General features: G+C 65.0%; 12 protein-coding genes and 1 pseudogene. 6 read left to right on the forward strand and 7 right to left on the reverse strand.

Annotation, left to right across the window (positions count from 1 at the left end):
• Positions 1–499 (reverse strand): recombinase family protein (locus AC16HO_RS14065; RefSeq protein WP_484335559.1); only part of this gene is annotated, 499 nt, incomplete at its 3' end.
• Positions 500–512: 13 nt separating this feature from the next.
• Here AC16HO_RS14065 and AC16HO_RS14070 point away from each other — a divergent pair.
• Together AC16HO_RS14070 and AC16HO_RS14075 are read left to right on the forward strand one after the other, a co-directional pair.
• A pseudogene (locus AC16HO_RS14070) lies at positions 513–1,421 on the forward strand (YifB family Mg chelatase-like AAA ATPase); the annotation flags it as partial.
• Between the two features lie 120 nt (positions 1,422–1,541).
• Entirely contained in the window at positions 1,542–2,429 is an 888-nt protein-coding gene (locus AC16HO_RS14075) for a diguanylate cyclase (RefSeq protein ID WP_395641252.1), read from the forward strand.
• Between the two features lie 3 nt (positions 2,430–2,432).
• Here AC16HO_RS14075 and AC16HO_RS14080 read toward each other — a convergent pair whose 3' ends face one another.
• Entirely contained in the window at positions 2,433–4,835 is a 2,403-nt protein-coding gene (locus AC16HO_RS14080; RefSeq protein WP_395641253.1) for a serine/threonine-protein kinase, read from the reverse strand.
• A 440-nt stretch (positions 4,836–5,275) separates the two neighbouring features.
• Positions 5,276–8,449, reverse strand: coding sequence for a bifunctional proline dehydrogenase/L-glutamate gamma-semialdehyde dehydrogenase PutA (gene putA / locus AC16HO_RS14085; RefSeq protein WP_395641660.1), 3,174 nt, complete (start codon positions 8,447–8,449; stop codon positions 5,276–5,278).
• 207 nt (positions 8,450–8,656) lie between these two features.
• Between putA and AC16HO_RS14090 the strand changes: the two genes are divergently transcribed.
• From AC16HO_RS14090 to AC16HO_RS14100, 3 genes are all read left to right on the forward strand, one after another.
• Positions 8,657–9,658: a LacI family DNA-binding transcriptional regulator gene (locus AC16HO_RS14090; protein WP_395641254.1), complete on the forward strand. Its 1,002-nt coding sequence runs from the start codon at positions 8,657–8,659 to the stop codon at positions 9,656–9,658.
• Between the two features lie 235 nt (positions 9,659–9,893).
• The gene (locus AC16HO_RS14095) at positions 9,894–13,145 is read left to right on the forward strand and encodes an alpha-amylase family glycosyl hydrolase (protein WP_395641255.1); all 3,252 of its coding nucleotides are present in this window, start codon (positions 9,894–9,896) and stop codon (positions 13,143–13,145) included.
• Positions 13,146–13,172: 27 nt separating this feature from the next.
• A complete protein-coding gene (locus AC16HO_RS14100; RefSeq protein WP_395641256.1) occupies positions 13,173–13,904 on the forward strand; it encodes a DUF6445 family protein in 732 nt (243 codons plus the stop codon).
• Between the two features lie 33 nt (positions 13,905–13,937).
• Here AC16HO_RS14100 and AC16HO_RS14105 read toward each other — a convergent pair whose 3' ends face one another.
• Positions 13,938–15,149: a cation:proton antiporter gene (locus AC16HO_RS14105; protein WP_395641257.1), complete on the reverse strand. Its 1,212-nt coding sequence runs from the start codon at positions 15,147–15,149 to the stop codon at positions 13,938–13,940.
• A gap of 139 nt (positions 15,150–15,288) precedes the next feature.
• Complete coding sequence (locus tag AC16HO_RS14110; protein ID WP_395641258.1) at positions 15,289–18,105, reverse strand: TonB-dependent receptor; 2,817 nt, start codon at positions 18,103–18,105, stop codon at positions 15,289–15,291.
• 285 nt (positions 18,106–18,390) lie between these two features.
• On the opposite strand from AC16HO_RS14110, the gene AC16HO_RS14115 reads away from it, so the two are divergent.
• Positions 18,391–20,826, forward strand: a complete 2,436-nt coding sequence (locus tag AC16HO_RS14115; RefSeq protein WP_484335560.1) for a glycoside hydrolase family 31 protein — start codon at positions 18,391–18,393, stop codon at positions 20,824–20,826.
• A gap of 8 nt (positions 20,827–20,834) precedes the next feature.
• Here AC16HO_RS14115 and AC16HO_RS14120 read toward each other — a convergent pair whose 3' ends face one another.
• Positions 20,835–22,301 (reverse strand): MFS transporter, encoded by a 1,467-nt coding sequence (locus AC16HO_RS14120; RefSeq protein ID WP_395641260.1) that lies wholly within the window; start codon positions 22,299–22,301, stop codon positions 20,835–20,837.
• Between the two features lie 64 nt (positions 22,302–22,365).
• Positions 22,366–24,576: an alpha-L-rhamnosidase-related protein gene (locus AC16HO_RS14125; RefSeq protein ID WP_395641261.1), complete on the reverse strand. Its 2,211-nt coding sequence runs from the start codon at positions 24,574–24,576 to the stop codon at positions 22,366–22,368.
• Positions 24,577–24,595 lie beyond the last annotated feature (19 nt).

The raw sequence follows: 24,595 nt of genomic DNA on the forward strand, positions 1-24,595 counted from the left end.
GTCGGGATTCTTCATGGGCTCGCGACATCGCACCGAGTGCGATGAATAGCTTGAAAGTCTCATTGCCCAAAATCTGCTTGGAATAGACTTGCTGATCGTCGAGCGTGACCAAGGTGATTCCTTTCCCGACGATGTCGGCGAGAAGTAGGAATGCATCCATGACCTTCTGGCGACTGAGCCTGTCCATTGACTCAACGATCAGGTAGCTGCCCGGTTCTATCTCCCCCTGATCTACGAGATTTTTGAATTGGGCGAGTGCCCCAAGCTCGGCATTTCTACCTCGGAAGCCCGATACTCCAAGGTCGTTGAAGCTTTCGATCAACTCCAAGCCATGCCGCTCGGCGTATTCGCGCGATCTTGCCAACTGACGCCGCAACGAATCGCCCTTGAGCTGGTCGGGCGTGGACATGCGGATGTAGGAATACGCTTTTGGCTTGGCCTCCGCTTGGGGCTGTGCGCCGCCCCCTGCCTTGCCTTCTACCTTCTTCTGGATCGCCATAGGTACCGACCTCAAACCGCACTACCAAACCACTTTATTCATATATTATAGGCTGTTCGCCGGCCCGCCCGGCGCCGGCAAGACCATGCTCGCAAGCCGCCTGCCCGGCATTCTGCCGCCGCTGAGCGAGGCCGAGGCGCTCGAGTCCGCGGCGGTGCGCTCGGTCGCAGGTCAAGCCATGGATTGCGACAAGTGGCGGATGCGACCGTTCCGCCAGCCGCACCACACCGCCTCCGCCGTCGCGCTGGTCGGCGGCGGTTCGATTCCACGGCCGGGCGAAATCTCGCTCGCCCATCACGGCGTGCTGTTTCTCGATGAGCTTCCCGAATTCGACCGGCGCGTGCTCGAAGTGCTGCGCGAACCGCTCGAGTCGGGCCGCGTCGCGATTTCGCGCGCCGCGCGCCAGGCGGAATTTCCGGCGGCGTTCCAGCTGGTCGCGGCGATGAATCCGTGTCCGTGCGGCTATGCCGGCGATCCGTCGGGGCGTTGCGCCTGCACCCCCGAGGCCATCCGCCGCTATCGCGCGCGCATTTCCGGGCCACTGCTCGATCGCATCGACCTGCAGGTCGAGGTGCCGCGCGTGCCGCTGGTCGAGCTGGGCGACGCCGCGCCGCCCGGCGAAACCAGCGCCGTCGTGCGCGCGCGCGTCGTCGCCGCGCGCGCACGGCAGATGGCGCGTGCGGGGCGGCCGAACGCGGCGCTGAACTCGCGCGAACTGCGCCGCGACTGCGTGCTGCGCGATCGCGACCATGCCCTGCTCGAACGCGCTCTGGACAAGCTCGGGCTGTCCGCGCGTTCCTATCACCGCATCCTGCGCGTCGCGCGCACGATCGCCGATCTGGCCGGGGCCGATGCCATTGCCGCGCCGCATCTGGGCGAGGCGATCCAGTACCGGCGCTTGCACGCACCGGATTCGCTCTGAGCCGCCGGTTTCGGCAAGCATCGTTCGGTTGCCGTCACCGCCGAGTCACGCCGGCGGCTTGCCTCGTCTTGCGCGAAAGTGCGCTGCGCTACAATCGCCACTCACGCTCGGAATTGCCTCGTGCCGCAGAGCAAAGATCAGAACTCCAATACCGATCGCGCCACCGTGCTCGAATCCACGCGCGGCGAACGGGACGAGCACGTTCCCCGTGTGATCGTGGTCAGCGGCATGATGCTGGGTCTGCAGGTGGAGCTCGGCGAAACCGCGGTGACCATCGGCCGCGCCAGCGAATGCGAACTGACGCTGCCGCATCCAAGCGTATCGCGCCAGCATTGCCGCATCTGGCGCGAGGGCGGCCGCTATCTGGTCGAGGACCTGGGCTCGACCAACCGCACCTATCTCAACGGCAAGGTGGTCGAGCGCGCCGAGCTGAGCGACGGCGACCAGATCAGCATCGGCAGCAACGCGATCAAATTCTTCCTCGGTGCCAGCGTGGAGGCGCGCTATCACCATGAGCTGATCGACTTGGCCATCTACGACAGCCTGACCGGCTTCTTCAATCGCCGCCACTTCCGCGGCTTGCTCGACGAAGAGGCGGAAAAAGCCGGGCGCAGCAAACCGTTGGCGCTGATGATGATGGATCTGGACCACTTCAAGCGGATCAACGATCGCCATGGCCACCTGGTCGGCGACCAGGTTCTGGCGGGCATCGCCAGGGTGATTCGCGGTCACGTTGCCGCGGGCGCACCCATCGGGCGACTGGGCGGCGAAGAATTCGCCGTGGCCTTGCGCGCGACGACCCTGCAGGCGGCAGCGGCAATCGCCGAAACCCTGCGTGCGGCCGTTGAGGAGCGGGCTATCGATGTGCGCGAGCAGTGCCTGCCGGTGACGCTGAGCATCGGCGTGGCGGAAAGCCGCGGCGAGGCCTCCGCGGCCGAACTGCTCCGCCTCGCCGACGCCCAGCTCTATCGCGCCAAGCAGGAAGGGCGCAATCGCGTCTGCAGTTGAAGTTCACGCCGCGTCCGGCGGCTTCGGCGGCAGCGCCGCCCGTTGTTTCCGCCATTGCGCTGCTTGCTCGGGCTTGCCCCACCGAGTATACAAATCCACCAGCGCGCCGACGTATTCGGCCATGCGCCAGTGGTTGGCGCCGAGTTCGCTCGCCTTCTGCGCATCACCGGACAGCAGCAGAGGTTCCGCTTCGGCATAACGAGCCGTCCGCGTCAGCAAGCGGCCGAGCTGATAGTCGATCTCGCCCTTGATTTGCGGCAATTCGCCGTGCCGGGCGATGGCGGCCAATGCCTGTTCGTCCAGTTCGATCGCTTTTTGCACATCGCCGGTGTCGGCGAAATAGTTGGCTTCATTGCTCTGCGCGATGATCGTGTTGGGATGATCCGGACCGTAGCGGCGCGAGGCGTACGCATAAGCGCGGTCGTAGTATTGGCCCGATTCGGCGATCTTCTCGGGCGTGCCTTGCTGGCGCAGCGCGCCGGCCAGATTGGAAACCACGTTGTTGGCCACTGCGCTGTCGGTGCCGTACATTTCGATTTCCAGCGGCAGCAGCTGCTTGAGAATTTTCTCGCCTTGCGCGTAGCGCTGCGATTCCAGATACAACACCGCGAAATCGTTCATCGTGTCCAGCGTCTTCGGCGCCTTGTCCCCGTACAAGCGCCGTTCGCTCGCCAGCACCCGCTCGAACAGCGGCTCGGCCTCGGCGTAGTGGCCGGTTTCGCCGAGCAGCACGGCATGGACGTTCAAGGCATCGATGGTGGAAGGGTCATCCGCCCCGAGCACGCGCTCGATCCGCGGCAGCAGTGTCTTCATCTCGGCCAGGGCCTTGGAGCTGTCGCCGGCGTACCAGATGTACTGAACGCGGTCCAGGTTGCTGATCAGCGTCTTGCGGCCGTCCGCGCCTTGGCGCCGGGTCCAGGCCGCGATGTTCTTGTCGATGTTCGTCGCCGCCGCCGCATAGTCGCCATTTTCACTCCAGGCCCGCGCGAGCTGGCGTTGCAGGTCCAGGCTCAACTCCGCATCCGCGCCCAATGTCGACGCCGCCAACGCGTAGGCCTGGCGCAGCAAGTCGAGTTCGGTCTTGAAATCGCTCAGCGCGCGGTAGCTGACGCCGATCGTGCCCTTGATGTCGGCCAGCACTTCGGGCTGGCGGGCCAGCTTCGCGTCGGCATTTTTTGCCGCATCGCCCAGGATCAGGGTCAGCAGGGACTTGTCCATGCCGCGGGCTTTTTCCGGATCCACGCCCGAGAGCACCTGGGTGAGGAAGTCCGATATCTGCCGGCTCTTCGCCGCTTCGATGCGCGCGCGCTGCATGTTGAGCGATGCCGCGGTCGTGCCGGCGATCAGCGCGGCCGCGACCAGCGCCGCGGCCAGTATCGCGCCGCGGTTGCGCCGCGCGAATTCGCGCAGGCGATAGGCGCGCGTGGCCGGCACTGCGGCCAGCGGATAGTGGCGCAGATAGCGGTCGAGATCGTCGGCCATCGCCTGCGCCGACGCATAGCGGCGCGCGCGCTGCGGGTCGATGGCGCGTGCGAGCAGCCAGCGCAAAGGCGAAGGAATCGCAGCCAACGCGCGCACGCTGGCGGCGTCCGCATCCACGCGCTGTCCGAGCGAGGCCCGCAGCGCTGCGTGCAGCGCGGACGGCTGCGCGTCGAGCAAGGCGACGCGTTCGAACAATTGCGCCGGCGCAACGAACTCCAGCAGCATCATGCCGAGTGCGTAGATGTCGGTGCGGATGTCGATTCCGGCAGCCTTGCCCGAGACCTGCTCCGGACTCATGTAGCCGCGCGTGCCCGCGCGCTGCGCCTGTGCCGCGTCGCTGTTGCTGCGCGCCGCGCCGATGGCGATGCCGAAATCGATGATTTTCGGCGCCGCCTGGCCGTCCACGCTCGCGATCAGCACGTTGCCGGGTTTCAGATCGCGATGGATGACACCTTTCTGGTGGGCATGCTGCACGCCCTTGCAGATGGCTATGAACAGTGCGAGCAACTCGCGCAACGGCGGCTTGTGCTGCGCGTACCACGCGGCCAGCGTGAGTCCGTCGATCCACTCCATCGCGAAGAACGGATAGCCCTGGGGCGTGGTCCCGGCATCGTATACTTTTGCAATCGCTGGATGGTCCATGCGCGCCAGCGCCTGCCGCTCGACCAGGAAATACGCCTCGGCCAGGCCGCCGCGCAACTGACTGCGGACCAGCTTGAGCGCAACTGGTCGCTCGATCGGCTCGATCTGCTCGGCCAGATACACCGCGCCCATGCCGCCCTCGCCGAGCAGGCGGTCGATGCGGTACGGGCCGACGCGCTGACCGGCCGCGAACATCTGCGTGCCGCCGCTCACCGCGGCGTCGATGTCCAGTACGGTGGGCTGGTCGGATGCGCTGATGCGGGAACCGGCAGACTGCGACATGCAAAGAGCCCCGCTGATGCTGATGCGGGCGATGCTAACCACATCCCGTCCCGCGATCCACCACGCGCATGGCGCGGGCCTTGCGGCGCGCCGTCGGCGCCAGGTGACGGCTCAGCGCGGCATGCGCGAAAATCCTGGCTGCGATGAATGCGCCGGATCGCATTCAACCCGGTGACGCGCGATCATGCGTCACCCGCCGCGGATTGGCCGTTTTCGTCGATACATCGTTGGATTCGCTCGGGCGATTTGCCGGAGGATTGGGCAGCGGAGTCGGATTGACGATGCGAATTGATGTTGGGGTTCGCTGCGCTCACCCCAACCTACGGGCTACGGGCTCAAATACAACACCGCCCCTGCTGCACCGGCTTCGTTCTGCTTTTCAAGGAAATCTGCTGCGACTACAACTCTTTCCGCAACCGGAAGATTGTACTCAGGCATTTTTACTCGCCCAGAGTCAGCAACGATGCGTTGCCCCCCGCCGCCGTCGTATTGATCGTCAATGTCCGTTCGGTGACGAAGCGCGTGAGGTAGTGCGGGCCGCCGGCCTTGGGGCCGGTGCCCGACAAGCCTTCGCCGCCGAACGGCTGCACGCCGACGACGGCGCCGATCTGGTTGCGGTTGACGTAGCAGTTGCCGACCTTGGCGCGCTGGGCGATGTGGGCGATCGTCGAGTCGATGCGGCTGTGGATGCCGAGGGTCAGGCCGAAGCCGGTGGCGTTGATCGCGTCGATGACTTGATCCAACTCAGCGGACTTCCAGCGGATCACGTGCAGGATCGGGCCGAAGACTTCTTTCGTCAGCTGCGAGAGCGACTTCAGTTCGTACGCGCGCGGGGCGAGGAAGGTGCCGCTCAAAGTGTCGTCGCCGAGTTTCACCTGCTTGATCAGCTTGGCTTCGGCGTCCATGCGCGCGGCATGGTCGGCAAGGCTCTTGCGCGAGGGTTCGTCGATCACCGGGCCGACGTCGGTCGAGAGCAGGGCGGGATCGCCGACCTTCAATTCGTCCATCGCGCCGGCGAGCATGTGGATCACCTTGTCGGCGATGTCCTCCTGCACGAACAGCACGCGCGCGGCCGAGCAGCGCTGGCCGGCGGAATCGAACGCGGAGGCGACGACGTCTTTCACCAGCTGCTCGGGCAGCGCGGAGGAGTCGGCGATCAGCGCGTTCTGGCCGCCGGTTTCGGCGATCAGTGCAGCGATCTGCGCGTTGCGCGCGGCGAGCGTGCGGTTGATCGTCCACGCGGTTTCGGTCGAGCCGGTCATGCACACGCCGGCGATCTCCGGTTGGGTCAGCAGTGCGTTGCCGATCATCGAGCCCTTGCCGGGCAGGAACTGCAGCACGCCGTCGGGCACGCCGGCTTCGTGCAGCAGCTTCACCGCGGCGTGGCCGATCAGCACGGTCTGGTCGGCGGGCTTGGCGATCACGGCGTTGCCCGCGGCGAGCGCGGCGGCGACCTGGCCGGTGAAGATCGCGAGCGGGAAGTTCCACGGGCTGATGCAGACGAATACGCCGCGGCCGTGCAGCGAGAGTTGGTTGGATTCGCCGGTGGGGCCGGGCAGGTTCTCGGGCTGGAACAGCTTGCGTGCGATCGCCGCGTAGTAGCGGCACATGTCGGCGGCTTCGCGCACTTCGGAGATCGCCGCAGGCAACGTCTTGCCGGCTTCGCGCACGAGCAGCGCGACGAACTGCGCGCGGCGCTGTTCGAGCAGGTCGGCGGCGTGTTCGAGGATCGCTGCGCGCGAGGCGGCGGGCAGCGCGTCCCAGGCCGGCTGCGCGGCGACGGCGTTGGTCAGCGATCGATCGATCGTCGCGGCGTCGGCCTGCTGCTTGGTGCCGATTCTCTGGCGCCGATCGGCGGGGTTGTTCACCTCCTGCAGCGGCTCGGCGGACTTTGCGCCGGGCACGAGCGGCGTCGCATTCCAATCCGCCTTCACCGTGCCGACCGCGTCGGCCAGTGCCTTCAATTCGTTGTCGTTGCCGAAGTTCACGCCCATGGAATTCTTCCTACGAATGGATTGCGAATACTGCGAGGGCGCAGAATTCGAGTCGCCAAACAAGCCGACCGGCTGGGGAATGCGGGGATGCGGTTTGCTGGTGAAGCCGCGTACGACCTCAACCGGATCGGCGACCAGGTCCTTGATCGGTGTCGATTCGTCGACGATGCGGTTGACGAACGAAGTGTTCGCCCCGTTTTCGAGCAGGCGGCGCACGAGGTACGGCAGCAGGTCCTCGTGCGAGCCGACCGGCGCGTAGACGCGGCAAGGCACATCGAGATTCTTCTCGCCGATCACTTCGTCGTAGAGATCGGCGCCCATGCCGTGCAGGCGCTGGAACTCGAACGGACGGCCTTTGGCGATGTGGTGAATCGCCGCGATCGTGTGCGCGTTGTGCGTGGCGAATGCGGGATAGAAAGCGGCCTGGCCGTGCTCGAACAGACGCTTGGCGCAGGCGAGATAGGAGACGTCGGTGTTCGGCTTGCGCGTGTACACCGGATAGCCGGCGTGGCCGCCTTCCTGTGCGCGCTTGATTTCCGAATCCCAGTACGCGCCTTTCACGAGGCGCACGCAGAAGCGGCGGCCGGTTGTTTTCGCCTGCTCGGCGAGCCAGTCGATCACGAACGGCGCGCGCTTCTGGTAGGCCTGTACGGCGAGGCCGAAACCCTGATAGCCGTCCAATGAAGGATCGGCATGCACCGCGGCGATCAGGGCCAGCGAGAGTTCGAGGCGATCGGCTTCCTCGGCATCGACGGTCAGGCAGATGCCTTGTGCCTTCGCCAGTTGTGCAAGCGCAAGCAGCTTCGGTTGGAGTTCCGCGTGCACGCGCGCGCGCTTGCCGACTTCGTAGCGCGGATGCAGCGCGGAGAGCTTGATCGAGATCGACGGCGCGTCGAGGATGTCATTGAACGGTCCGCGTGCACCCAAAGCCTTGATCGCATCGACGTAGGCCTGGTAGTAACGCTCGCCGTCGGGCGTGGTCAGCGCGCCTTCGCCGAGCATGTCGTAGGAGTAGCGGTAGGCGCGGTTCTCCTTCTCCTGCGCGCGGTCGAGGCCTTCCTTGATCGTGCGGCCCATGACGAACTGATGGCCCATGATGCGCATCGCCTGGCGCACGGCGAGGCGGATCACCGGCTCGCCCGCGCGGCCGACGAGACGCTTGAATGCGCCGGTGAAATTGCGCTGGGTTTCGTCGGCGAGCGAGATGAATTTGCCGGTCAGCATCAGGCCCCAGGTGCCGGCGTTGACGAACAGCGAATCGCTCTTGCCGAGATGCGATTCCCAATTCGCCTCGCCCAGCTTGTCCGAGATCAGCTTGTCGGCCGTGTCCTTGTCCGGAATGCGCAGCAGCGCCTCGGCCACGCACATCAGCAGCACGCCTTCCTCCGAGGAAAGATCGTACTGGCGCATGAATGCTTCGACCGCTGAAGCGTCCTGTGCCTTGGCGCGCACGCGCGCGACGAGCTCGGTTGCGCGCGCGAGGACGAGGTCGCGCTCTGGTTGAGGCAGTGCGGCCTGGTCGAGCAACTCGTTCATCGCCTCGGTTTCGTCGCGGCAATACGCCGCCGTCATCAGGGCGTGCGCCGCGTCGGGCGGCGGCGGGAGTTCGGGGCTGAGGATTTCGCTCACGGGCGCATCGCAAGGGCAGCTTCAAGGCCATACATTCTATCAGCGCATCGAAGCGCGGAAAGCGGGGGCGGGCACCACTTTGTCGCAATCGGGCGGTGCCTTCGTTGTGCGCCCGACCTTGCCCCTTGCTCGCCGGCCTGCCTATGCTCGGCCGAGGAGGGCCGCGCCATTCGCAGCAAACAGAAAGCGACTTCGCTCGTGATCGCACACTTGGCCGGCGTCTCCCAGCCGACCGTGTCGCGCGCATTGCGCGGCAGCAGCATGGTCAACGAGGCGACCCGCCGACGCATCCTCAAGATCGCGAACGAACTCAACTACAAGGTCGACAAGCACGCCTCGAGCCTGCGCAGCCAGCACAGCGGCACGCTCGCGCTGCTGTTCTTCGAGGATCCGGCGCCGGACGATTCGCTGATCAATCCGTTCTTCGTCTCGATGCTCGCCTCGATCACGCGCGCCTGCGCGCAGCGCGGCTACGATTTGTTGATCTCGTTCCAGCAGCCGAACAACCACGACTGGCAGGCGAGCTACGAGGAATCGAAGAAGGCCGACGGCATCATCCTGCTCGGCTACGGCGACTATCTCGACTACCGCGAACGACTCAAATTCATGGTCGAACGCGGCACGCATTTCGTGCGCTGGGGTGCGATCGCGCCGGACCAGCCCGAGGTCTCGGTCGGCTGCGACAATTTCCAGGGCGGGCGCGACATCGTGCGCCACCTGATCGAGCGCGGCGCGAAGCGCATCGCGTTCCTCGGCGACGCAACCGATTCTTCGCCCGAGTTTCTCGAACGCTACCGTGGTTATTGCGAAGCGATCCGCGAGGGCGGCGGAACGGTCGACGCGAAACTGCAGGCGCGCGCCATTTCCTCGGAACAATCCGGGTTCGATGCCGCGACGGCCTTGTTCGCGCGCAAGGCGAAGTTCGACGCGATCTTCGCCGCCAGCGACCTGATCGCGATCGGCGCGATCAAGGCGCTGCGCGAGCGCGGCCTGCGCGTGCCCGACGATGTACTCGTCGCCGGCTTCGACGACATTCCGCTGGCGGGCTTCGTCGATCCGGGCTTGACCACGGCGCAGCAGGATACCAAGCGCGCCGGCGTCGTCCTCGTCGACACGCTGCTTAAGCTGGTCCACGATGAAGCCGTGGAAAACCAGGTGATTCCGGTGTCGCTCGTGCTGCGCAGGTCGACGCAGCGCTGAGCCTTGCTTCCCTTTTTCCGCCGGGAGAAGGTGCCCGACGGGCGGATGAGGGAAAGGCTTACTACACCCAAAGTGTCGTTGACAAGTGCGAGGCGCTTCCCTCATCCGGCGCTGTGGTTCTCGCGGCTTCTCCCGGTGGGAGAAGAAGGGAAGGGGATGAATTCGTATGCAACGGCTTCCTTGTGCGCTTGCGCATGACTACGCTTGAACGTTCTCGCCGCAGAGAGGGAAGGCAATGCGCAAGATCCTGTTTTTCACCGCCGCTGCGACCGCGGCGCTGGGCCTCGCCGCCATCCTGACCGGCTGCGCGACGCCGCACCTTGACGCCAAGGCGACGGCCACGAATTGCCCCCCGGCGCCGTACAAGGAAACCTTGTTCCTGCGCGGCGCGATGAACGATGGAACCCCGCGCGAGGATTACGCTTTCCAGTGGCGCTGCAATGCGTATTTCCTCAACGTCGATCTCGATGGCGAGCAGAAGTTCCGCATCAACGATGCCAGGCTCGGCGGCGGCATCGCCTTCGGCGGACCTGCGTCCGCGACGACCGCGCTGCGCACGGGCGAGCCATTCGTGCTGAGTGGAGGCGAGCGTACCGCCACGGGCGAGTTGAAGTACGCGTTCGCCGGACCGGCCACGATCAAGCTGGATTTCGGCGCGCGTGCGGCGGGTAAGCCGAGCCTGACGATCGGGCCGAAGAGTTTCGTCGACATCGACGAGAAACCGATCGACGATCCGGTCGCGCGCAGCGTGAAGTTCGACTCGCGCGATCTCATGTACAAATTCCCGTTCGGCGCGGTCACGGCCGGCGAAGAGATCCAGTTCAATCTGGCCGCACAGCCCGGCATCGCGAACCTGACCCTGGTGATCGAGAAGCGTCGCCTCGAAGGCTGGCAGGAAGTGCTCGAATACGCCGAAATCGCGCGCGTGCCGCTGACCAGCGCCAAATACACCGATGCGGCTGGCAAACCGGGCGACTACTGGACCGGCCGCTATCGCTTCGATGCTATCGGCGTCTACGCCTATTACTTCGAATTCGAGGCCGGCGGACGCAGATACCTGTACACCAACAACGCCGATCCGATTCCGTTCACGCGCGAAGTCGGCTCGCAAGGATTGGGTACTGTGGTCAATCCGCCGTCGGATTCCACACGCATCCGTCGCTATCGGCAGACCGTCTACCGCGCCGATTACAAGGTGCCCGGCTGGGCACGCGATGCGGTGTACTACTACATCTTCCCCGACCGCTTCCGCAACGGCGATCCGGGCAACGATCCGAAGCCCGGCGTCGACAAGTTCCACGAGGGCACGGTCGAGTTCCACAAGAACTGGCTCGACAAGCCGTGGGTACCGAAGTCCGGCGACGGTTCGGACGATCTATACAGCAACGACTTCTTCGGCGGCGATCTCAAAGGCATCACCGACAAGCTCGACTACATCAAATCGGTCGGCGCGAACACGCTCTACATCAACCCGATCTTCCGCGCATCGAGCAACCACAAGTACGACACCGCCGACTACCGCGAGATCGATCCGCATTTCGGCACGACCGCGGAGTTCGAGAAGCTCAATCGCGAAGCGGCGCAGCGCGGCATCCGCGTCATCCTCGACACCTCGCTCAACCACGTCGGCCGCGATTCGCTCTACTTCAACCGCTACGGCAATTTTCCCGAGCTCGGCGCCTTCGATCGCGACAGGATCCACCCCGAGTCGAAATATTACCCGTGGTTCACGTTCTATCCCAACGAGAAGAATCCCGACCTGCAGTACAAGGGCTGGGCCGGCATTGCCGACCTGCCCGAACTCGACAAGTCGCAGCGCTCGCTGCGCGACTACTTCTACGGCGGCAGCGACGCGGTGATGCAGCACTGGCTCGGCAAGGGGCTGTCCGGCTGGCGCATGGACGTGGCGCCGTGGGTGCCGGACGATTTCTGGCGCGAGTGGCGCACGGCCGTAAAGACGGCCAAGCCGGATGCGGTGACCGTGGCCGAGACGTTTTTCGACGCGTCGAAATTCTTCCTCGGCGACGAGTTCGATTCGACGATGAACTACATCTTCCGCAGCACCGTCGTCGCCTACGCCAATGGCGCGAAGGCGCGCGACGTCTGGCGCAACATCGAACTGATGCGCGAGAACTATCCGCCGCAGGCATTCTCGGCGCTGATGAACCTGATTGACTCGCACGACTCCGCGCGCGCGCTGTACGACTTCGGCTGGAAGGACGAGCACGCCGATGCGGCGACCGTCGCGCTCGCGAAACAGCGCCTGCGTCTTGCCGTGTTCCTGCAGATGACGATGCCCGGCGCGCCGGCGATCTACTACGGCGACGAAGTCGGCGTGACCGGCGGTGACGATCCGTTCGACCGCGGCACCTATCCGTGGCCCGACCTCGGTGGCAAGCCCGATGAGGCGATGCTCGCCGAATACAAGACATTGACCAAGCTGCGCCACGACAACCCCGTACTGCGCCACGGTTCGCTCGAGGCGCCCGGCTATCTCGACGATCACGTCGTGGTCGTGGTCCGCCACGACGAAGGCCAATGGGCGATCGTTGCGACGAACAACGCCCGTGCGACGCGCACGGTGAAAGTACATTTGCCCGGCCCGATCGCGGTGAGCACGTTCACCGATGCGCTGACCGGCGCCAACCTCGCCGCCGCCGCCGACGGCACGCTCGAATTTGCCGTGCCGGCGATGTTCGGCAGCGTGCTGATCGCGCACGGCACCGCGCAGCCGAACGTGCACGTGCTGGCGCAGAAACTGGCGATGACGGAGCTCGGCCGCGAACGCACGATCCGCATCTACCTGCCGCCGGGCTACGAGAAATCGAACAAGCGCTTTCCGGTGCTGTACATGCACGACGGCCAGAACCTGTTCGACGCCGCGACCTCGTACTCGGGCGAGTGGGGCGTCGACGAAACGCTCAACGAACTGGCGAAGACCAAGGGCCTCGAACTGATCGTCGTCGGCATCGACAACGGCGGCGCCGATCGCATCCACGAACTCAACGCCTGGGACAACGCGCAGTTCGGCAAGGGCGAAGGCCGGCAGTACATGGATTTCCTCGTCGACACGGTCAAGCCGTACATCGACCGTCACTACCGCACGAAATCCGATCGCGCGAACACCGCGATCATGGGCAGCTCGATGGGCGGGCTGATTTCGCAATACGCGATCGAGCAGTATCCGCAGGTGTTTTCCAAGGCCGGCATCTTCTCGCCGGCGTACTGGCTCGCGAAGCCCGCCGTGTTCGACTTCGCCAAGGCGCAACCGCCGCGCAAGGACGCGAAGCTGTATTTCTACGCCGGCGGCAAGGAAGGCGACTCGATGCTGCCCGACATGCAGCGCATGGTCGACCAGTTGCGCGCCGAGGGTCATCCACAGGGCAAGATCGACGTCGTCGTCGATCCCGAGGCGAAGCACCATGAATCCGCCTGGCGCGCGCAGTTCGCGCGTGCGGTGCTATGGTTGTTCGGCCGCAACGGATAGTTCGCTTCGAACGACGGGTTTCGCCTCATGCAGACGCTGGACAAGGTCGCGCTGTTCAACCCGCGGCCACGCATCGAACGGGTGCGTTTGCTCAATGGCCGTTTTTGTTACGTGATCGACGATGCGCTGGTCGATGCGGACGCGCTCGTGCAATTCGCAGTCATGAATCGCGCCGCGTTCCATCCGGTCAATTTCAGTGCCTATCCGGGCCGCTATCTCGGCATGCCCGCGCCGATTGCCCGCCGCCTCGATGAATTTTTCGCCGAGCATTTGCGCTGCGACTTCGATGCGCGTCGTACGGTGCGGATGCAATGCCGGCTGTCGATGGTGACGCTGGCGCCGACCGAGCTGCGGCCATTCCAGTCGATCTGCCACACCGACGGGCAGCACGTCGACGAACGGCACAGCATCCAGGCGTCGGTGCTCTATCTGTTCAAGGACGAGGCTCTCGGCGGCACGAGCTTCTACGAGCCCGCGCGGCCCGTGCAGGAGATGGTCGAACTGTTCCGCGACTCGCAGCAATTGACGGCGCGGGAATTCACGCGGAAATACGGTATCGCGCAAAGCTACCTGTGCGCGTCGAACGACTGGTTCACCCAGGTCGGCCGCATCGCTGCGCGGTGGAACCGAATCGTCTTTTACGACGGGCGCATGCTGCATTCCGGCGATATTTTCGCTCCCGAAAAGTTGAGTGACGACCCAACTGCCGGCCGCCTCACCCTGAACGGTTTTTTTACTTCGAGGCGCAACGCGAGCTAGCGTTGCTTCTCCCCGGCGAAGCTGCCAGACGGGTTACGCGGATTTGAAGATGAGCTCGCGCATGCGTTGCAGCCGGGGTGCGACGATCGGCACGGTCAGCATCGTGCTCGCGATCGCCATCAGCAGCAGGGCGGTGAAGGTCGCGTTCGATATCAACTCCTTGTCGAGCAGGATGTTGACGAAGATGATCATGATCAGGGCTTTGGTCTGCAGTAGCCAACCGATGATCGAGGCTTCTGCGCGCGGCCAACCGAGTGCTTTGCCGGCGGCATGAATGCCGAGCAGCTTGCCGCCGACCGAGGCGGCAAGCAGCACACCCGCGGCGAGGAACACCGCCACACCGCCGACATCCCATTGCGTGCGCAGCCCGGTGGAGAGGAAGAACACCGGCATGAACGCGAGCAACACGTAACGGCGGAACGAATCCATCGCCTCCTGATCGAACCATTCGGCATCCATCACCGCGCCGGCGAGGAAGGCGCCGACCATGTAGTGCAGGCCCGACCAGTCCGCGCCCCAGGTGCAGGCGACGAGCCAGATCAAGGCGACATGCCAGCGGTCGCGCTCCGGCAATGCGCGCATCAGCCTGCGAAACGCGAGCGTCACCAGCGCGAACACGACGAGGAACCCGGCCTGCTTGCCGACGCGCGCCCAGTCCATGAGGATCACCGCGAGCACGCCCCAGATCGCCACGTCATCGAGACTTGCGTAGCGCAGGATGCGCTGGCCGATCGGCTGGCGCAGGATCTCGAGTTTCTCCATCAGCAGGATCAGGATCGGCAGCGCGGTCACCGCGCAGGCCATGCCGACGCCGAGCACGAATTGCCAGTCCAGAGCGCGCGCGCCGATCCAGCCCGGGAACGCCAGCAGACCGATCGCGGCCACACTGCCGAGCACGAGCGGCGTGCCGAGTGCCAGCCCGGCGGTGATGCCCGATTCAACGCGGTGCTCCCAGACCTTTTTCAAATTGAGTTCGATGCCGGCGATGCAGACGAACAGCATCACCGCCCACCAGGCAATGCCGTTGAGCGATTGCACGACCTGCGAGTTGAACACGAAGGCGTAGTAGTCGGCGAAGGCTCTGCCAAGGATGCCGGGGCCGAGCAGGATGCCGGCGATGATCTGCACGACGACCAGTGGCGCGTAGTAGTCGGTGCGACCCACGCGCCAGATCAGGTAAGGCACGCCGAGGATGATCCCCATCGCGATGAGAAAGATTTCGGTCGTGCTGATCGTCGCGTGCATCGGCTCCCCAAATGGCAAATTCACCCCGCGCGAAGTGTCGTTCAATCCGGCTGCGGCGCACAACCCACGGTTTTCGAGGAAAAAAAACCCGCCCGGCACCGGCCGGACGGGGGTTGGAGGGGCGTCAGGGGTAACGCCGTCAGAACTTGTAGTTGACGCCGAGCAGGACGCGGCGGCCGTACACGGTGTATTGGCGCGGCTGTCCGGGGCCGTACGATTCGCGATAGGGCTCGTTGAACAGGTTCTGCACCTGCAGGAGGAAGTTCAGCCCCTCGTAGTTGCCGCTGGGAATCGTGTAGCCGAGCTGGAAATCCGCCACGGTTTCCTTGTCAATCGGGTGCAGCTCGCGGTCGGCGCCGAACGCCTGTACTTCGCCGAGGTACGAAGAGCGATGCGTCGCTGCCATGCGCACGGAGAAGCCAGCCTTCTCGTAGTAGACCGTCGCCTGCGAGACGTACTTCGACAGACCGGGGAACGGCCCGCAACTGCCGGGACCGCCGGGGCAGATGCTGCTGTGCGTATTGGCGTAGCTTGCCAGCACGCCGAAACCCTCCAGCGGCTCCCAGAGGATGTCGAGCGGCATCGAGGCGGTCAGTTCGTAACCGCGCATGTAGCCGCCCGTGCCGTTTTGCGGCACTGAAGCAATACCCTGGTACGAACCCGGCACGATGCCGTTGAACGAGCTGGTCGGCAGACCGGTATAGTCGAACAGGACATTCTGGTTGTAGACGTAGCTCTTGAGCGACTTGAAGAAGTAGGTCGCCGAAACGTAGGCCTTGGTCTCCCAGTATTTCTCGTACGAGAGATCGTAGGCGTCGGCGAGGAACGGCTTCAGCTTCGGATTGCCGCCGCTGCCTTCGATGCGGCAGTGCGGATGGACGATGCCGCTGGATTCGGTGCAGGGGAAAACATTGATGCTGCCGCTGGACTGCGTATTGATGCCGTAGTCGAAATTCGCGCGCATGTAGTCCATGCGCGGGCGCGCGATTTCGCGGCCGGCACCGAAGCGCAGGTAATTGTCCTGGGGCATCGTGAGCACGAGGTTCAGGCTCGGCAGAAAATTGCTGTAGCTCGTTCCGGCATGCACGGGGTTGGCGACGACCGAGCCGGAAGCCTCGGTAGTGGCGGTCGCGTCCGCATGCTGCTTGACGTGGACGTACTGCGCGCCGACGTTGCCGCGCAATGGCATGCCTGCCACTTCGGTATCGATGTCGAACTTGAGGTAGGCGGTGCCGACCTTCTCGTTGACCGTCCAGTCCTTGTTGTAGATGTCCTTGTGGGTGAACTGCTGCAGCGAGTACGTCTGGTGGTAGGCGCAGTCCGGATCCCAGCTGACGATGCTGGGGAAGCCGACGTAGCCAAGGAAGGTCGACGAGGTGAGGCAGCTCGACGGCACGCTGACCGCGACGCCCGTGTGGCCCTGCGAACTGCCGGGCAAGCTCATGAAGTACTCGTCGGAATGACGGGATTTCGTGCGCTCATTGTAGTTGATGCCGACCGCGGCCTTGCTGATCGGGCTGTTGATTTCGCGGCTCAGGTCGACACGCGCGGCCTTCAGCTCGTCGCTGGTTTTCGGAAACTTGAGGTAGCCATCCTGGCCCCAGCCGCCCGAGTCGGTGAGCTTGATCAGGTTCGGATCGGCGTAGTTCAGGCCGACGCCGAAATGCGGCAAGCCCGTGCTCGGATCGACGCTGAAATTCCAGGTGTCGGTCGCGCCGCCGTTCTTCGGGGTGCCGGCATATTCCTCCATCAGCGACTGCGAGCTGTTGGCCTTGCCGTAGCTCAAATCGGCCGAGGCCTCCCAGCCGTCGCCGAAGCGCAGCTTGTTGTTCCAGCCGATCGAGCGGATCTTGTCGTCGTGGTGATCGACTTCCTCGCGCAGCACCGGCTTCACCTTCGCCCACGTTCCGCCAACGAGCTGGCCGTTGGAAACTACCGGGTTGCTCAGCACGGTGCCGTTGCCCCAGGGCAGACCGGCCTCGAATCCGCCGTAGACGAGTTTCTGGTTGAACTTCGAGTAGTACAGGTCGAGCGTGCTGGTGAACTGCTCGTTCGGACGCCATTCGACCGTGGTCATCAACGCATCGCGCGTGCCTTCGGTGGAGTCCGCGTAGACCTTGGTGCCGCCGAGTGCCTGCACCGTACCGCCGGCCGTCATGCCCGGCGTGCCTGCGGGCACCGTGACGCCGGTGTAGCCCCAGGATTCCCAGCGCGTGTCCTGCGTCGGTGATTGCAGGCGCGCGTAGCCGATGGCGAGGCCGAGGGTGTGATCGAGGTACTGATCGATGTACGAGGCGTTCAGGCGATAGCCCTTGGAATCGGTGTTGGCATTCACGCTGCTGTTCGACAATGCTTCGCCGCGCGCGCCGACCTGGACCGTGCGCTTGTTGTAGTCGAGTGGACGCACGGATTGCATCGCGATCGTGCCGGCGATGCCTTGGCCGACCAGCGAGGCTTCCGGCGTCTTGTACACGACCACGCCGCTGAGCAGTTCGGACGGATATTGGTCGAACTCGATCGCGCGGTTGTCGCCCGTCGACACCTGCTCGCGGCCGTTGAGCAGGGTGCCGGAGAAGTCGCCGGAGAAGCCGCGCAGGCTCACCGTCGAGGCGCGACCGGCAACGCGTTGTGCGGCGAGGCCGGGCAGACGCGCGAGCGACTCGGCGATCGAGTTGTCCGGCAGCTTGCCGATGTCCTCGGCCGAGATGACCTCGACGATCTCGTTCGAATTCTGTTTGACCGAGATGGCGCGCTCGATCGCCGCGCGCACGCCGGTGACCGTGATCGTGCCGAGCTCGGCGGAGCTGTCCTCTTTTTTCTTCGCTGCGTCGTCCGTGCCCGGCGTGGTGCTCGTCTGTTGGTCCGGGGCGGGGGCATCCGCCGCATGGACGGAATGCATGCCGCTGACCAGAACCGATGCGACAGCGAGCGTCAGCAGATTGCGTTTGAGTTTCATGTGTTCTCCCCGGAGTTGTCGAGATGGTCGCGGTAGGGTCCGCGCCGTCGTTTTCTGTCGATTTCGTCGATCCGCGTGAACGCCAGTCGCCGGACCATGTTTACGCTTGCTTAACCTCGGCTAGCCTAGTCGCGCCATGGCGGGCTTACAATTTTTTGCATACGTATTCATTGTGTCTGCGCATTCGTATGCGGCAGCTTTCGCCGGGCGGCTGGGCCATCATTCGGGCACGAAAAACGTCGGGGAGAGAGAACAATGCGCGGCAGGAAATGGGGAAGGGCAAGCGTGCCCCTGCTGTGGCTGCTCGTGGCCTGCCCGGTGCAGGCGGCGTGGCAGAGTGTGGGCGCGGCGGCGCAGGCGAAACGATCAGGCGACCACGTATCCTTTGCCACCACGGGCGGCGCGCAGGTGGTCGTGAGTTTCGTCACGCCGGACGTGGTGCGCGTACGCATGGGCGGCGGAGAGTTGGGTCGTGATTTTTCCTACGCGTGGGCTGATGCCGCGCCGGCATCGACAAAATTCGCGTTCGAGGACAACGCCGAGCGCAGCGAGATGCGCGCGGACGGCGGCGCGCGCGTGGTCGTGCAGAAGCGGCCGGCGCTGGCCATCACGATCTACGACGCGCAAGGCCGTGTCGTAGCGGCCGATGATCCGGCACGCCCGATGGCATTCGATGCGGACACGGGCGCGGTCGAGGCATCCAAGCAGCGCGGCGCCTACGAGCTGTACTACGGCTTCGGCGAGCAGGGCCTGGCGCCGATCTCGCGCGAGGGCCAGTTCCTGGTCAACTGGAATACCGACTCGTACAAGTATCCGGTCGGCACCAACCCGCTGTACCAGACGATTCCGTTCTTCATCGCGCTGCGCGACGGCTTGAGTTACGGCCTGTTCTTCGACAACACGTACCGCAGCCATTTCGACATGGGCAAGAGCGATCCGCGCCGCTACAGCTTCGGCGCCGACGGCGGCGAGTTGAACTACTACGTGTTCACCGGCGGTGCGCAGCGCGCGCCGGCGAATGTGCTGCGCGACTACACCGCGCTCACCGGCCGCACCGCGCTGCCGCCGCGGTGGGCGCTCGGTTACCAGCAGTCGCGTTATTCGTACCTGTCGCAGGCCAAGGTCGAGGAGATCGCGCGCACCTTCCGCGAAAAGAAGATCCCGGCCGACGTGATCCATCTCGACATCGATTACATGGACGGCTATCGCGTCTTCACCTGGAATCCGCAGACGTTTGCCGAGCCGAAGAAGATGCTCGCGGACCTGCACGGCGAAGGCTTTCACGTCGTCACGATCGTCGATCCGGGGGTGAAGCTCGATGAGAACTATTCCGTCTACCGCAGCGGCCGCGAGGCCGGCATCTACGTGCGCGACGCGGCCGGCAAGGAACTGCACGAGAAGGTCTGGCCCGGCATCTGCGCGTTTCCCGATTTCACCGACGCCAAGGCGCGCGCCTGGTGGGGCGAGTTGTACCGGAAACCGCTCGGCGAAGGCGTCGACGGATTCTGGAACGACATGAACGAGCCGGCCGTGTTCTCGCCCGACGATTTCAAGCAGCCGGCGCTCACCCAGGGGCCGCAGAAGACCTTCGCGCTCGATGTGCGCCACGACGGCGACGGCGATCCGGGCACGCATGCGCGCTACCACAACGTGTTCGGCATGCAGATGGTGCGCGCCACGTTCGAGGGCCTGCGCAAGCTCGCGCCGGACAAGCGTCCGTTCGCGATCACGCGCGCGGGCTACGCGGGCGTGCAGCGCTACGCGGCGGTGTGGAGCGGCGACAACGACGCCAGCTGGGACCATCTCGCGCTGACCATCCCGCTGCTGACCAACCTGTCGATTTCGGGTGTGAGTTTCGTCGGTGCCGACGTCGGCGGTTTCGCCGCGACCACCACGCCCGAACTCTACACGCGCTGGATGCAGGCCGCCGCGCTGACCCCGTTCTACCGCACGCACTCGGCCGTCGACACCGACCCGCGCGAACCGTGGACCTACGGCGGCGAGTACGAGCGCAGCAATCGCGCCGCGATCGAGCTGCGCTATCGCCTGCTGCCCTACCTGTACACGTTGTTCGCGCAGAACGAGAAGACGGGTGCGCCACCGCTGCGTCCGCTGGCCTTTGACTATCCGCACGACGTCGAGGCGCTGCTGGTCGCCGACGAGTACCTCGTGGGCCGCGATCTGTTGGTGGCGCCTGTCGTGGTCCAGAACCAGCGCGCGCGCAGCGTCTATTTCCCCAAGGGCGAGGCGTGGGTCGACTGGTGGAACGGGACGCGCTACGAGGGCGGCAGGAGCGTGAAGATCGACGCGCCGCTCGATCGCCTGCCACTGTTCGTGCGCGCCGGCGCGAGCGTGCCGACCCAGCCCGTGATCCAGCACACCGGCGAAATGAACAACGTGCCGCTGACGATCGCGGTCGCCGTGGGTGCCGCCGGGACCAGTGAAATCTATCAGGATGCGGGTGATGGCTACGCCTATCGCAAGGGCGCGTCGCGCACGATCAGGGCGACCCTCTCCGCCGACAGGGTGAAGTTGGATATTCCGCCGTCAGCTGCGTACCAGCGCGTCGCCGCAATCGAACTGCTCGGCCTCGATGCGGTGCCGGCGAAGGTCGCGATCGACGGCAAGGCGGTGCATGACATCGTATTCGATGCGGCGAGCAGGCGTTTGCGCATCGCGTTGCCGAGCGAGCACGTCAAGGAAATTTCGTTCGTGCGGTAGATCGCGTCCTACGCAGGTTCCTTCACCCGCAACGTGCACAGCCCGGCGACGATCAGGCTCGCGCCGCCGATCGCGAACGCGCCGATCGGCGCGCCGTCGAAAAAAGTCCTGAGCAGGAAGCCGAGCAGGCTCGCCGCGCAAAGCTGCGGGATGACGATGAAGAAATTGAAGATGCCCATGTACACGCCCATTTTCTTCGCCGGCACGCTGTCTGCAAGCAGGGCATAGGGAATGGCCAGGATCGAGGCCCAGGCGAAGCCGATGCCGACCATCGAGGCGAGCAGCCAGCGCGGGTCGCGGATGACGAGAAACGAGAGCAGGCCGAGGCCGCCGAGGACGAGGTTGATCAGGTGCGTGACGCGCAGGCCGAGGCGCCGCGCCATCGGCGGAATCAGGATCGCCGCGATCGCGGCGAAGCCGTTGTAGGCGGCGAACAGCACGCCGACCCAGTTCGCGCCCTCGTTGTAGGCGGCGCTCGCGGCATCGCGTGTGGCGTAGTGCACCGAGGTGACCGCGCTCGTCGCAAACAGCCACATCGCGAACAGCGCGAACCAGGAAAAGAACTGCACCACGGCGAGCTGGCGCATCGCCGCCGGCATCGCGCGCAGATCGGCGAGCACGTCGACGAGGAAACCGCCGCGCCGCGCGCTCGCGACCAGTTGGATCAGGCCGTAGGCGGCGATCATGCCCGCGATCAGGTAGAGCTGCTTGTCGATGCCCAGATACCACACCACGGCCGCGACGATTGCGCCGGCCAGCGTCCAGACCAGGCCGGTCGAGGCGGAGCGCGCGGAATCGGTGGGGGATGCGTCTTCGTCCGCGGGCCGGGCGTCGGAAAATGCGTGAAGTGCTTCGGGCGGATACTCGCGCGTCGACAGCACGGTCCAGGCGATCGCGCCGAACAGCACGGCCGCGCCGGCGTAGAACGAATACTTGACCGTGTCGGGTACCGCACCCGCCGTGGCCGTGTTGGCGATGCCGAAATGCGCGAATACATAAGGCAACACGCTGGCGACGATCGAGCCGGCGCCGATGAAGAAACTCTGCATCGCGTAACCGGCCGGACGCTGCGGCGTCGGCAACTGGTCGCCGACGAAGGCGCGGAACGGCTCCATCGAGACATTGATCGAGGCGTCGAGGATCCAGAGCAGACCGGCGGCGATCCACAGCGTCGGCGAATTCGGCATCGCCAGCAGCGCCAGGGTGGCGAGGATCGCGCCGAGGAGAAAATACGGCCGGCGCCGGCCGAGCCGCGTCCAGGTGCGGTCGGAGAGATAGCCGATGATGGGCTGCACGATGAGGCCCGTCAGCGGAGCGGCGATCCACAGCACCGGGATATCGTCCACACCGGCACCGAGCGTCTGGAAGATGCGGCTGACGTTGGCGTTCTGCAGGGCAAAGCCGAACTGGATGCCGAGAAATCCGAAACACATGTTCCAGATTTGCCAGAAGCTCAGGGTGGGTTTTGTGGTCATGGTTTGGCGGCAGGCGACAGGGGAGGTCTCCTTCCCTTCTCCCGGTGGGAGAAGGGATCAAGAGCTACGGCAGCGGCACGATGCGCAATTCGCCGTAGTCGGCCTCGTTGAGCGGACCGCTTTCCCCGCCCTGCTCGCCGGTGTAGAGCTTGTTGCGCGACAGGAAGCTCATGTTGAAACCCTGTTCGAGAGTAAAAGTACACTTTTTCCCGGCCTTGGCCGCGAACGCGACGGCGGTGGAGAGTTCCCTGGCGACACTGTGCGGCATCACGATCGGCGCGCTCTGTTTCGCCGCGCCTTCGCAGTCGATCGCGAGCATCTTCACCGCGGCGGTGATGCCGGTGTTGATCGGCCCGTGCTTGTTCTCGTAGTCGAGGCGCAGCTGGTAGCGACCGTCGCGTTTGGCCGTCCAGGTGCGTGGCCAGGCGCCGCCGACATCTTCGAACTGACCCAGATGGACGATCGGCCCCGGCAGCGATTCGAGCAGGGTCGACGGATCGATGCGCGTCGTCCACAGGCTTTGCAGCATGTCGGTGTCGGCGATCTCGATGCTTTTCAGCGCCTGCGCGCCGCCCGGCTTCCAGGTTTGCGCGATCTTGCCGTCGAGCCAGAAGCGCACGGGCGCGTAGCTGCCGTCAGAAATTTTCGGAGCCGTCGGAATGAGTGCTGGTGTATCGGGCGCGAACTCTGACGCACTGAGTTTCAGCGGAGCAGAATCGACATGTATGCCGCGCAGTGAGACGTGAATGAACTTGCCTTTCGTTTCCACCTTGTCGGCGACGAGCAGGTTGGCGTCCTTCGGCAATTCATGCGGCTGCGCCAGCGTAATCGTGCGATCCCGCAAATGCAGGACAATGGAGTCGTCCTCAGCGAACAGCATCGGCACGATTTCCAGCGGAATCTTCGGCTCGACCTTGTCGCCTTCGACGCCGAACACGCCTTCGACGACCGCATCGAGCATCGCCGCGACCGACCAGAGCTGGCGCGGCGAGTTGACCACGGGCCCGCTCCATTTGCCGTCCTCGACGTGCACGGCGCCGCTGACCAGCTCGTAGTTCTCGTAGTTCGATCCGGACAGCGCCGCGCCCTGCAGGATCGAGCGCAGCTCGTGGGCGATGCGGTCGGGATCGTCGAGCTTGCGCGCGGCGCGCAGCGCATAGGCGCTGACGAACGGCCAGATCGCGCGGTTGTGGTAGATCGCGGCGTCGCGGTGCTCGGGCCAGACCACCGGGCTGCCCGCCGGCCAGGTCGGATAGTTGGCCAGCGCCTTGCGCGCGCGCTCGGGCGCGGGAATGTCGGCGAGGATCGCGAGCGCGGTGCCGAGCAGGTCGTAGGCTTCGATCGTATGCGGCCCGTCCGCGGCGCCGATATAGCTCATGTAGAGGCCGCGGTCTTCGCGCCAGAAGTGTTTGTCGATCGCCGCACGCAGTGCATCGGCTTCGCCCTGATACTGCGTGGCAACCGCGGAATCGTTGCGCGATTTGGCCATCTTTACCGCCAGACGCAAGGCCTCGTAGTGCAGCACATTGGTCGACAACGCGAACGATTCGGCGATGAAGCGCACGTCTTTCTCGGTCCATACCGGATAGGTCTGCTCGCGCCAGTCGAGGAACGAGGTTTCGCCGCGATACAGACCGAGTTGCGCGTCGAACGCGTATTGCTTGTCTTGCGCGAGTGTGTCCTTCAGCGCTTTATACGTCTTGTCGGCGAAGGCCTTGTCGTCGAGCAGGCCGCGCGCGCCGAGGAACCAGACGACGCGATCGGTGGAAACCGGCCAGCTGCCGCCCGAGCCCGTGTCCTGCACGACATACAACCCCTGCGGCGCGGACGCCTCGCGCACGTCGGAAAGCTTGAACTCCAGCGTGCGCCGCGCGCGTGCCGGGTCGAGCCAACCCAAAGCCAGGTCGATCGAGTAGGCCGAGTCGCGCGTCCACACGAACGGCCATTTCACCCCGGTGACGAAGCAGTCGCAGGGGATCGGCTTGCCGTGGTTGTAGGCACCGTCGGTGAGTTGTCTGGTCTTCGCCTGGTTCGCCTCGTCTTGGGCCAGCGCGAACAGCGCATCGACGAGCGGACTCGCGGTGTCGCTGCGCAGCGGCTGCGCCGCGATCGTGCGCGGGTGGCCGTCGGAGCCGAGGCGGTAGCCACCCTTCTCGACGGCAGCCGTTGCGCTGCGGTTATCGAAATTCAACGAGGTCCGCCAGTCGGAATCGGCGGCCGCGGCGGATGTCGCCAGGGTCAAGGTGGCGAGGAACAGGGCGGAAGCAAATGTCATGGCAGCACGCCTCTCGGCT

Source organism: Rudaea sp. (assembly GCF_057139185.1).

Excerpts from the sequence above, each read along its gene's own strand:
- AC16HO_RS14110 (WP_395641258.1), bottom strand. The coding sequence starts at position 18,105 with ATGAAACTCAAACGCAATCTGCTGACGCTCGCTGTCGCATCGGTTCTG.
- AC16HO_RS14100 (WP_395641256.1), top strand. The coding sequence starts at position 13,173 with ATGCAGACGCTGGACAAGGTCGCGCTGTTCAACCCGCGGCCACGCATC.
- AC16HO_RS14125 (WP_395641261.1), bottom strand. The coding sequence starts at position 24,576 with ATGACATTTGCTTCCGCCCTGTTCCTCGCCACCTTGACCCTGGCGACA.
- AC16HO_RS14095 (WP_395641255.1), top strand. The coding sequence starts at position 9,894 with ATGCGCAAGATCCTGTTTTTCACCGCCGCTGCGACCGCGGCGCTGGGC.
- AC16HO_RS14120 (WP_395641260.1), bottom strand. The coding sequence starts at position 22,301 with ATGACCACAAAACCCACCCTGAGCTTCTGGCAAATCTGGAACATGTGT.
- AC16HO_RS14080 (WP_395641253.1), bottom strand. The coding sequence starts at position 4,835 with ATGTCGCAGTCTGCCGGTTCCCGCATCAGCGCATCCGACCAGCCCACC.
- AC16HO_RS14105 (WP_395641257.1), bottom strand. The coding sequence starts at position 15,149 with ATGCACGCGACGATCAGCACGACCGAAATCTTTCTCATCGCGATGGGG.